This window comes from Sphingobium sp. ba1, assembly GCF_000743655.1.
Lineage (GTDB): Bacteria > Pseudomonadota > Alphaproteobacteria > Sphingomonadales > Sphingomonadaceae > Sphingobium.
The window spans coordinates 2,485,630-2,496,246 of sequence record NZ_JPPQ01000069.1 but is presented as its reverse complement, the minus strand read 5'-3'; the positions used below and the strand labels follow the sequence as shown (position 1 = coordinate 2,496,246).

At 60.6% G+C, this 10,617-nt stretch carries 12 protein-coding genes and 1 pseudogene; 4 read left to right on the top strand and 9 right to left on the bottom strand.

Going from position 1 to position 10,617, the window contains the following annotated elements:
* Positions 1 to 238 precede the first annotated feature (238 nt).
* A complete protein-coding gene (locus IL54_RS15255; protein ID WP_037476705.1) occupies positions 239 to 517 on the top strand; it encodes a DUF3297 family protein in 279 nt (92 codons plus the stop codon).
* Between the two features lie 39 nt (positions 518 to 556).
* On the opposite strand, the gene IL54_RS15250 is transcribed toward IL54_RS15255, so the two are convergent.
* The 4 genes from IL54_RS15250 to IL54_RS15235 all read right to left on the bottom strand — a co-directional run bounded on the left by IL54_RS15250 (position 557) and on the right by IL54_RS15235 (position 3,750).
* Positions 557 to 1,288, bottom strand: coding sequence for a CHAP domain-containing protein (locus tag IL54_RS15250; protein ID WP_037476704.1), 732 nt, complete (start codon positions 1,286 to 1,288; stop codon positions 557 to 559).
* Between the two features lie 78 nt (positions 1,289 to 1,366).
* A complete protein-coding gene (locus tag IL54_RS15245; protein WP_037476703.1) occupies positions 1,367 to 1,894 on the bottom strand; it encodes a CHAP domain-containing protein in 528 nt (175 codons plus the stop codon).
* A 107-nt stretch (positions 1,895 to 2,001) separates the two neighbouring features.
* Positions 2,002 to 3,075, bottom strand: coding sequence for a DNA replication/repair protein RecF (recF, locus tag IL54_RS15240; protein ID WP_037476699.1), 1,074 nt, complete (start codon positions 3,073 to 3,075; stop codon positions 2,002 to 2,004).
* Positions 3,076 to 3,114: 39 nt separating this feature from the next.
* Positions 3,115 to 3,750: a hypothetical protein gene (locus tag IL54_RS15235; protein WP_237748900.1), complete on the bottom strand. Its 636-nt coding sequence runs from the start codon at positions 3,748 to 3,750 to the stop codon at positions 3,115 to 3,117.
* Positions 3,751 to 3,822: 72 nt separating this feature from the next.
* Between IL54_RS15235 and IL54_RS15230 the strand changes: the two genes are divergently transcribed.
* A complete protein-coding gene (locus tag IL54_RS15230) occupies positions 3,823 to 4,356 on the top strand; it encodes a peroxiredoxin (protein WP_037478836.1) in 534 nt (177 codons plus the stop codon).
* Positions 4,357 to 4,363: 7 nt separating this feature from the next.
* On the opposite strand, the gene IL54_RS15225 is transcribed toward IL54_RS15230, so the two are convergent.
* Complete coding sequence (locus tag IL54_RS15225) at positions 4,364 to 4,765, bottom strand: gamma-glutamylcyclotransferase family protein (protein WP_037476698.1); 402 nt, start codon at positions 4,763 to 4,765, stop codon at positions 4,364 to 4,366.
* 339 nt (positions 4,766 to 5,104) lie between these two features.
* On the opposite strand from IL54_RS15225, the gene IL54_RS15220 reads away from it, so the two are divergent.
* Complete coding sequence (locus IL54_RS15220) at positions 5,105 to 5,290, top strand: PspC domain-containing protein (RefSeq protein ID WP_037476697.1); 186 nt, start codon at positions 5,105 to 5,107, stop codon at positions 5,288 to 5,290.
* Positions 5,291 to 5,623: 333 nt separating this feature from the next.
* Here IL54_RS15220 and IL54_RS15215 read toward each other — a convergent pair whose 3' ends face one another.
* The gene (locus IL54_RS15215; RefSeq protein ID WP_037478834.1) at positions 5,624 to 6,364 is read right to left on the bottom strand and encodes a DUF72 domain-containing protein; all 741 of its coding nucleotides are present in this window, start codon (positions 6,362 to 6,364) and stop codon (positions 5,624 to 5,626) included.
* A gap of 114 nt (positions 6,365 to 6,478) precedes the next feature.
* Here IL54_RS15215 and IL54_RS15210 point away from each other — a divergent pair, with 114 nt between their 5' ends.
* Complete coding sequence (locus IL54_RS15210; protein WP_037476696.1) at positions 6,479 to 6,715, top strand: DUF2061 domain-containing protein; 237 nt, start codon at positions 6,479 to 6,481, stop codon at positions 6,713 to 6,715.
* 3 nt (positions 6,716 to 6,718) lie between these two features.
* Here the strand turns inward: IL54_RS15210 and IL54_RS15205 are convergent, their stop codons facing one another.
* The 3 genes and pseudogenes from IL54_RS15205 to IL54_RS25940 form a co-directional block, all read right to left on the bottom strand.
* The gene (locus IL54_RS15205; RefSeq protein ID WP_037476695.1) at positions 6,719 to 7,396 is read right to left on the bottom strand and encodes a peptidylprolyl isomerase; all 678 of its coding nucleotides are present in this window, start codon (positions 7,394 to 7,396) and stop codon (positions 6,719 to 6,721) included.
* 65 nt (positions 7,397 to 7,461) lie between these two features.
* Complete coding sequence (locus IL54_RS15200) at positions 7,462 to 9,645, bottom strand: calcium-binding protein (RefSeq protein ID WP_237748899.1); 2,184 nt, start codon at positions 9,643 to 9,645, stop codon at positions 7,462 to 7,464.
* Positions 9,646 to 9,666: 21 nt separating this feature from the next.
* Positions 9,667 to 10,533 (bottom strand): annotated as a pseudogene (locus IL54_RS25940) (calcium-binding protein); the annotation flags it as partial.
* Between the last annotated feature and the right edge of the window lie 84 nt (positions 10,534 to 10,617).

The window sequence follows — 10,617 nt, the reverse complement described above, 5'->3', positions numbered from 1 at the left end:
GCTGGGATGGCCGCCGCCACTGGCGGGGCGACCGGGGCTATTACCGGGCCGCCTATCGCCCGCGTTGCTGGACGCAATGGCGCTATGACTATTATCGCGATCGCAACGTCCGCGTCCGCGTCTGTCGTTGACGGGCCTGCCCCAGCCCGTCGATCAGGCTGATCGGCGGGTTGGGGCAGTTGACGGGTTGGCGGGCAAAAGGCTAGGCGCAGCCCAGCCAATTCCAAGGAACCGCATCATGAGCGATACGCCCCCCGACCATCTGTCCACCAATCCCAAAAGCCCCCATTTCAACATGGAGGTGCTGCAGCGTGGCATCGGCATCCGGTTCAAGGGTCGCGAGCGCAAGGATGTCGAGGAATATTCGATTTCCGAAGGCTGGATTCGCGTCGCGGCAGGCAAGACCCGCGATCGCCACGGCAATCCGCTGACGATCAAGCTGACCGGGCCGGTCGAAGCCTGGTTCGAAAATCCGGCCGAAGGCGCCGACGAAGACAAACCTGCCGACGCGGAATAAGCGTCATCCACAGGCGCGCGTCGGTTCGCGCGCCTGTCGTCAATTCAGGACGGACTGGCGTTTGACGTCCGCAATGATCGCGCTCAGCGTCCGCTGCGATGGCGTTGCATCCGCATAGCTGACCACGCGCAAATCCGCCTCCAGACGCGGAGCCGCTTTCCGGGCGACCTTGGCCAGGGCGGCAGGTGCCTGCGCGACCATGATGCCGCCATGGGGAGCGGGCGCGCGATGCGGCCGACGCCTATCCCACATATCCGCGTCGATTTTGGCAAAGCGCACGCTGCTGCCCAAGGCGGGGTCAGGCGTGAAATCATGCAATTTCGCTTTGGCCGGATAGATGAAGCCGAAGGTCGGGTTGGTGCGCGCGCCCATTTGCGCGGTCGGGCTGTGCCAGACGCGCACCTGGCTCCAGTCGCCGCCGTCCGACACGTCGATCGCCAGCACATCTTCCTCGATCGCGCCGGGCACGGACCAGTTGGCGTGGCGGATCAGCACGCGCCGATCGTCCAGCACGCGACTGACCACCGCGACATGGCCCAGCTTCATCGGGCCATGCGGCCGGAACGCCAGCACCGCGCCCTTTTTGGGCTTGGCACCGCGCTTATAGTGTTGGCTGGCCTGATCCCACCAGGTCAGCGCATCCCCGCGAATATCCACGCCCGACACGATGCGGGCATAAGGTACGCATTGCAGCACCGCCGCGCTCCACAAGGGCGCAGCCGTCAGACCGGACGCCAGCAATGCTGCCGCCCGGACAAGTCCTCGAATCATTTATGCGATCCCGAAACCCAAGAATCGCCCCACCAAGGACGACCCTAGATCGCGACTATTTATGAAGAGGTTAAAGGATCAGAATGCCGCGCGGGGCGCGCCGCCGCTGGCCGCTGCCGATGCGATCTGCACCGGCTGATCAATGGTCCGGGCCGGCTGGGCATAGATGAAACCGCGCGCCGCATTGGAGCGCAGGCCCAGATTGCCGATCGGGCCATACCATACGCGCACATCGGTCCAGTCATTGTTGGCCGATACGTCGATCGCGCGGACATTGCGCTCGATACCGCCACGATAGGACCAGTTGGCATGGGTCAGCAGCACTTCGCGCTCATTGACCACCTTGCTGACCATCGCGACATGGCCGACCGGCATGGACCGGCTAGCGGCGAAGGCGAGGACAGCGCCGACACGCGGTTCATGACCACGGTCATAGCGGCCTTCCGCCTGGTTCCACCAAGTATGCGCGTTGCCGTAAAGGTCGATGCCGGACGCCTGACGGGCGAAGGGAACGCATTGCAGCACTCCGGCCGTCGCAGGCGTAACGATCAGGGAAGAGAGCGCAAGAAGAGCAGCGGCAAAAACCGCGCGAAAACTACCGATCATGCGAATGCGACCCCGACTTGCTTTTAGGCTTTTGCCCCTATGAAGGCTTTAGGCCAGACGCCGGACGCCATGGGAAGCGCCAGGCGACGAGTCGTTGCGACGACGCGTTATGTCGCGGAACAAAAGAGATGGCCCGCCGTTACCATTAATCGAGTCGCCGCCGTCAAATCGTTGAAAAGCGACGATTCCGTCCCGGTCATCCAGACCTGCCCCCCTGTTGCGGCCAATCGGTCGAACAAGGCGGCTCGCCGCGACGGGTCGAGATGCGCCGCCACTTCGTCGAGCAGCAGGACCGGCGGTTGCCCGCGATCGGCCGCGACCAGTGCGGCGTGCGCCAGCAGAATGGACAACAGCAATGCCTTTTGCTCGCCGGTCGAACAGAGCGCCGCAGGCTGCGCCTTGGCGATATGGGTAACAGCCAGATCATGGCGATGGGGCCCGGCCAGGGTCCGCCCCGCCGCCGCATCGCGTCGTCGATCCCGACCCAGCCGAACCGCCAAAGGCTCGTCGCTGGCACCCTCTTCCTGCTCGATCAGGACGGACGGGCGGGCAAAAGGTGCGTCAGGCTGATCGGCCAGCACCATGTTCAGGCGCATGACCAGATCGGCGCGCGCTTGTGCCAGCGCGGTGCCATGCTCGTCCATCTGCGCCTCCAGCGCAGTCAGCCAGACCGGGTCTGCGCGGCGCAGGTCGACCAGCAGCCGGTTGCGCGCACGCATCGCTGCATCATAGCGGGCGCTGTGCGCAGCATGGCCGGGGTGCAGCGCCAGTGTCAGCCGATCCAGAAAGCGCCGCCGCCCGCCCGGACTGTCGAGAAACAGCCGGTCCATCGCCGGGGTCAGCCAGACGATCGCCAGATGATCCGCCAGCGCATTCGCCGATGAGGCCACCCCGCCGATCCGCACCTGTCGCCGGTCGGGCGTGGCGGCCGATACGCCCGTGCCCAGCACGACCCCGTCCACCTCCGCCGCGACGCCAAAGCCGCCCGCTCCATCCTGCCGCGTCATCGCGCGCAGGGCAGCGCCGCGCAGCCCGCGCCCCGGTGCCAGCATAGACACGGCTTCCAATATATTGGTCTTGCCCGCGCCATTGTCGCCGGTCAGCAGGATGAAAGGATGATCGGGCAGGATCAGCGCATCCGCATGGTTGCGGAAATCGCTCAAGGTCAGGCGGCCGATCATCGGGCGGCTGTAGCGGGCAAGAGGCTGTCGGGGAAGCGCTTAGCAGCGCTTGCGCGTTGCAGACGGCCCGTCATTAACGATGATGAGCCGTTGCCCATCGTCTGCCAGGGCGAGCGACATGGTACGGGTCCAACTTTGTCCCTCGCCGGTAAAGGCTGCTGTGACCGACAAACGCCCGTCCTCCCCCGGCGTGGCCTTTTGCACAGTGCCGACGCTTTCATGGAAGACCAACTGGTCCGGCAGAATATTCAATTCCATATCCGCCGCCCGGTCGCCGCATCGATCATTGATGCCGGTCCAGCGTCCGTGCAGAGCCGCCGGGATCGGTCCGGCCATGTCGGCGTCGGCAGCAGTCGCGTTGGATGCCGTTTCGACCGGCGACGTTGCGTTCGCCGGGGGTGCGCTATCCTGCTCCATTTTTTCGGTGCGGTCGCTGATATTCGCCGTCACCGACGGCGACGCGTCCGGTGAGTCCGCTGCCTTGTCGCAGGCGGCAAGCGCGATCGGGAGAAGGATGGCAAGGGCAAGGCGCATGACCACAGGAACAGGCAAGTTGCGCGGTGGTTCCTTCGATAGCGCCATTCCCCAATGGCCGACTTGCGCCCGGCTGTCATTGCCGTCATCACCAAGCCTTGCGAGGATCATCGCGATGTCGGCCGTTTCGCCGACATTCATGATCAACGAGGCATTGCGATCATTTACAAGGGGGCGAGCGGCTCCCGTCGCCTGACTGATGGAGCCCAACCGATGAAGCGCCTGACTTTCCTTCTTGCCACCGTCGCTGCCCTGACCGCATCGACCAGCGCCATGGCCGCCCTGGCCGTCGGCGCCAAGGCCCCCGAATTCACCACGCGCGGGGCGATGGCGGGCAAGACCTTCACGCTGACCCTGTCGCACCAGTTGAAGCGTGGGCCAGTCGTCCTCTATTTCTTCCCCAAGGCGTTCACGCCGGGCTGTTCGGCCGAAGCGCGCGAATTTGCCGACAATATCGACAAGTTCAAGGCAGCGGGTGCGACGGTGATCGGCATGTCGGCCGACCCGGTCGATGATCTGGTCGCTTTCTCCACCAAGGAATGCGCGGGCAAGTTCGCGGTCGCCTCGGCCGGGCCGGGCATTGTCTCTGGCTATGACGTCGCGCTCAAAATGCGGCCGGGCATGACCGATCGTACCTCTTATGTCATCGCGCCATCAGGCCGGATCGCCTTCGTCCATTCCGAAATGAGCTATGCCAATCATGTGAAGACCACGCTGGCCGCGGTCGAAGCGATGAAGCAGAAATAAGAGCGCGTTATCGCTGGCGGGGTAGAAAATCGCCGCCAGCGATCAGCGGCAAATCCGTTACCGGCAGGGCGTAGACATAGGCCCAGGCGACGATGGGGCCGTCCGGTCCCCACACGCTCAGTTTTTCGCGGCGATATTCGTGCGGCTGCGGATAGGTGGCGGCGCATTCTTCATACGCATCAAGCCAGGCAAGCGTCGCCGCAGGATCAGACAGCGCGAGCAGGTCGCCAATGACCTGCCCCTCCGGCCCCGGCAGGAAAGCGGGATAATCCCCCACTCGATAAAGCCGTCCTTGGGCAAAAGCGCGACCGATATATTGAGTCGCCCCTTGCAACCGCTGCGCCATCGGCCCGTCAAAGCCCCGTCGCAACGTGCCATAGACAAAGAGTGGCGGATGGATCACGCACATGCCCCGCAAAAATTCCTAACCAGCAGGAATTTTCGCCAATAGGCGTAATTTTTGACATGTGCGCACCCGACTGCGACGGCGGAAAACCCCGCATTTCTCAAAGAAATCAAAACTGGCACGGCTTCTGCATTCCCTGAAAGCATCAAGGCCGGATGGTCCGGCTACCAGACAAACAGGGAGTTTTCATCATGTCCATCACCCGTTTCCAGCATGTCGCCGTTGCGTTCACCGGTGCCATCCTCGTCGCCAGCCTGTTCATCAGCGCGGCCGTACCGGTCCTGCCGATCGCCTGATCGCACGCCATCTCAGACTCTCCAGATAGATTTGAAAGCCAAAGTCATGAACAACAGTTTCACCCTCGACCGTCGCAATGGCACGATCATGGGCGTATGTGCGGGCCTGTCCAACCGCAGCGGCCTGGATGTGACATTGATCCGCGTCGCCGTCGTCCTGCTGACGCTTTGTGCGCTCGGACCCATCGGCGTTGTGGCTTATCTGCTCGCAGGATGGCTTGCCGAAGGTTGATGTCGCCGCAAATCATTGCAGCAAAGCGTAAGGCATCCAGACAGTAAAAAGGCCGCTCCGGTTATACCGGAAGCGGCCTTTTCGCATCCCGTAATGTCGGGATCAAGGTTGAGCGCAAAGCGCGCTCAGGCATAAAGCACCGAGTAGAAAGTCAGCATCTGTGCGCCGACGGCTACGATCAGTGCGGCGCCTTGAAAAGCCTGCCGCATGGTCATGTCCTTTGTTTGGTTGTCATCTATCCCCCGTCTTGGGGTTGCGGGCCTATGCGCCTGTCATGGTTATGTAACAATCGCAAAGCACGGCATGCCGATTGCACTAAATGCAACAGTGCTGTTACCCCAAAACCGCAATCAGCGCCTTGGCCGCAGCAGGGTTGCGCTCTTTGGCCCCGCCGATGACAAACGCATAGACGTCCCCCTGTTTGGCCAGCGTCCGCGCCTGATCGGTCCAATGATTGATGTCTGTGGGAGAATAGCCAGTCGTCTCTTCCGCCTGGGTCCGCATCAGCCGCAGATAGGAAAAGCCGACATCATATCCCTGAATAGCCGGATAGCTGTCATGATCGGCCAGTACGACCGCCACGCCTGCATTCCGCGCCATCTCCAGAAAAGCAGGATCGTCGAAACTTTCGTGCCGCACCTCGACCGCATGTCGCAATGCGACGCCATCGACGCTGGCAGGCAACAGGCGCAGGAACGCGCTGAAGTCATCGGGATCGAACCGCTTGGTCGGCATGAATTGCCACAAGATCGGACCCAGCCGATCGCCCAACTCGACAATGCCCTGTTTCGTGAATTTCGCGATCGAGTCTCCCGCTTCGGCCAGCACTTTACGATTGGTGCAGTAGCGCGATGCCTTGACCGCGAACTGGAACCCGTCGGGCACGACCTTCGCCCAGCTCGCGAAAGTTGCGGGCTTGTGACTGCTATAATAGGTCGCATTGATCTCGGTCGCGGTCAGATGCGCCCCGACATAGGCCAGTTCGTCTTTCTGCCGCAGCCCGGCGGGATAGAAATTGTCACGCCATGGCGCATAGACCCAGCCGCCAATGCCCACCCTGATCCGACCTGCCATATCGCGATTCTCCTGCCGCAATGCTGATCGCTTTCGCCGATCAGAGCCAATGGAAAAAGCGGTTGGCACATTTTGCGAATAGTTCTTAACTGGGTCGCAACAAGGAGCATCCCCATGTCGCTGGACCTCATCAAGACGGGCACATATCTCAGCATCCACCTCACGGTCGGTTTTACCGTCGCCTATCTCATGACCGGATCAGTAGCGCTGGCGGGTGGCATTGCGCTGGTCGAACCGGTGATCAATGCCGTCGCCTTCTTCTTTCACGAAAAGGCGTGGAAGAAGATACAGGCCCGGCCGCCGCGCGAAGGATATCCGGCGTCGCGACACGATCAAGCTGCCTTCGCCTGATCGCTACCTTGCAGGCTTCCGTAGCCTGCCGATCAACCAGGGCTTCACCCCGCCGGTAGGTTTGGCTTTGCCGTCCAGTCTTTTGGCATGGCGGATGACGATCGGCTTGACGATCATTTGCCCCCGCATCGGCCCAGTCCCGCAGCAGGTCGGGACAGCGAGAATTTTCTTCACCACGTCCATCCCCGCGACAACATGGCCAAAGGCCGCATAGCCGATATAGCCGGGCCGCGCGTCCATGGTGGGGGTCGGGCCGATGGTGATGAAGAAATTACCCATCGCCGAATTGGGCCGGTTGGGCCGCGCCATGGACAGCGTCGCGTCAAGATGGCGGATGCCCGTCTGGGTCGTCGGCTCATGCACCACCGGCGGCAAGGACCGCCGCGCATCGCTGTCGATGCCGCCCTGAATCAACCCCAGCGACGGCGCAGATTTGCGTCGCGCAGCGCGGTAGAAGGTGACGCCGTCAAACCGGCCATCATCGACATAGGCCAGGAAATTCGCCGCCGTGCGCGGCGCGCGTTTCTGATCCACCGCAACGATGATCGTCCCCACCGACGTCTCGATCGCGACGCGGGTGTAGCCGGGCGTCGGCCGGTTGGTCGGTGCAGCAGTAGCAAGGCCAGAAGAGAGCGCCAGAGCAAGTGCAAGGATATGGAATAACGATAGGCGGACGATCATAGCGTCCGCCTATCGCTCCCACACCCGACTGGCAACGCCAGCAGGGTGTATTTGGCCGTACCGCGTCAACCGATCACGAAATCTGCATTGGTCAACGCCAACCCGGCAGCCAATTGCGCGAACAGCACCGACCCGCCCGCCGCATTGCCATTGGCATCATAATAGAGGTTGCCGGTAGCATTATCATACATGATCCGGTCGCTGGCATCGAGCGCAACCGCGCTGAGACGGAAAGCGCCCGCCGCGAGTTGGCCGGCGGCTCCCGCCGCCGAAAATATCGATGAGGCCAATGAAATCACATCGTCCGTCACATTGAAATCGCTAATAACATCGACATTACCGGCACCAAGCGCCGTATCGAACACGAACATATCCTGGCCTGCGCCACCGGTCAGCAAGTCGTTCCCGCCATTGCCGTCAAGGCGATCATTGCCGCCGCCGCCGCTTAGGGCATTATTGCCACTGTTCCCATTTATAACATTGTCAACGCTATTGCCTGTGCCACCGATATTGGCAATGCCGGTCAGGTTCAGTGTCTCCACAAAAGTACCGGCCAGAGTATAGCTGACTGAGGCATTGATAACATCGGTTCCGCCGATATTGGTTTCGATTACCACGTCGCCGATATTATCAACGATATAGACATCATCTCCCAATCCTCCCGTCATCTTGTCAGCGTCAGCGCCGCCATTTAGCAAATTATTTCCACCATTGCCCGTAAGGATGTTTGCCAGATTATTCCCGATCGCATTGATATTTCCAGTTCCCGTCAACCTCAGATTCTCAACGTAGATACCTGCAAGACTGAAATCGACGGATGCGTCGATGCGATCGGTACCGCCTCCATTAAATTCGACGATGATGTCACCAGCGTTGTCCACGACATAGACGTCATTCCCATCGCCTCCCGTCATGATGTCGGCACCTATGCCGCCATTTATGACGTCATGCCCGGCAGTGCCCGTAATGGTGTTGGCCAGGGCATTGCCGTTCAGGGTTTGGCCAGTCGATCCCGTCGCTGTGAGCGTTTCGACATGATCGGCCAAGATGTAATTCGTGAGCGCCGTGCGCACTTCGTCATTGCCCTCTCCACCAAGCTCAATCACTTCTTCACTGACATGGTCAACGACATAAATATCATTGCCTTTGCCGCCGATCATTACATCAGCACCAATACCGCCATTGAGGGTATCGTTGCCATCGCCCCCGGTCATACGGTTGGCCACGGCGTTGCCAATCAGGGTCTGGCCATTGTTAGTGGTCGCAGTCAGCTTCTCGACATTTACACCTAAAGTATAGGTGGAAAGACCGGTTCTGACTTCATCAGTCCCGGAATTAGTTGCTTCCGTGACAATGTCACCAGCATGATCAACGATATAAATATCGTTACCTATGCCACCGACCATCGTGTCAATGCCGGATCCCCCGTCGAGAGTATCGTTGCCGGCACCGCCATTGAGGACGTCGTTCCCTGTCCCGCCGCTCAACACATTATTATTGCCATTGCCAATCAACGTATTGGCCAGGCTATTGCCGCTACCGTTAATGGCTGCTGTGCCCGTAAGGGCCAAGCTTTCGACATAAATGCCCACCAGGGAATAGCTCACCGATGCATTGACGGTATCATTACCGCCATTGTTAGCCTCGACGATCGTGTCGCCCGCATCATTGACATAATAGAGATCGTCACCTGCGCCGCCGATCATCATGTCGGCACCGCCGCCGCCATTGAGGATGTCGGCGCTGCCCGTACCCGTGATCCGATTGGCGAGGCTATTGCCAATCAGTGTTTGCCCTGCGCTGCGTATGCCGGTCAGATTTTCGACATGCGCACCCAATGTATAGGACGCCAGGTTGGTGCGCACCTCGTCAACGCCTTCATCGGCCGCTTCGTTGACCATGTCATTGACGCTCGTGACGATATAGATGTCGTTGCCGAGGCCGCCTGCCATATCATCCGCACCGACACCACCATCTATGGTGTCGTTCCCTTCGCCGCCCAGGATGATGTCGTTGCCGTCACCACCGTCGATACTATCGTCGCCAGCGTCCCCATAGAGGCGATCATCGTCGGCTCCACCTGACAGGCTGTCGTTGCCCGCGCCGCCGAAAATCTGGTCAAGGCCAGCGCCGCCAAACAGGCTGTCATTCCCGGCACCACCGAAGATCTGGTCATCGCCTGCATCGCCTTGGACAGTGTCGGCCCCGTCGGCACCATCCAGCCGATCCTCGCCGTCTCCGCCTGCCAAGCTGTCATTGCCGCCGCCACCGAGCAATATATTATTGGCGGACGATCCACTCAGCACGTCATTATAGGCAGACCCCGTGATATTCTCGAAATTGGTGACCGTATCCGTCCCGGCTCCTCCGGTGGCCTGCGCACCTGTGAGCGCGAGAGAGAGTGTGACCCCGGCCGTAGCACTGGTGTAGCGCAACGTATCGACGCCATCGCGGCCATCCATGAGGTCGTTCCCAGCACCGCCCTCAATGACGTTGTCCGTGCTATTCCCGGTCAGCACGTCGTTGAATGCGGAGCCGATAATACCCTCGACACTGGAAAGCGTATCCGTGCCGATATTGCCGCCAAGCGCGAATATGCTGTTGGCGGACAAATCAATGGTCAGTGCGACATTACTGCCGACATAGCTGGCGATATCATAGCCGCTGCCACCGTCCAGCATGTCATTGCCTTCGCCGCCGAGCAACAGATCATCGCCTTCGCCGCCATAGAGCCAGTCAGCGCCTGCTCCGCCAATCAGGGTGTCGGCACCACCGTCTCCATAAACCGTGTCGTTCCCGTCACCGCCGTCGAGGCTGTCATCGCCCAGACCGCCGAAGATCTGGTCATTGTCCGCGCCGCCAAAGACCTGGTCGTTGCCATCCTGTGCATAGAGCGTATCGGCACCGAACTCGCCATGCAGTTGGTCGCTGCCTGCTCCGCCATAAATGGTGTCGGCATCATCACCACCATGGACGATGTCATTGCCATCGTCACCATAGATGGTGTCGGTCCCGGCGCCGCTGGTTATAGCATCATCACCAGCGCCGCCGACGATATAGTCATTGCCTTGACCACCAGAGATGGTGTCGTTGCCATTGCCGCCATGCAGTTCGTCGTTACCACCATTGCCGACAATCAGGTCGTCGCCATCGACACCATAATAGATATTGGCTTCGTCCGTGTCGATAAACTCATTCGCCTGCGGCGTGCCGACGATCCG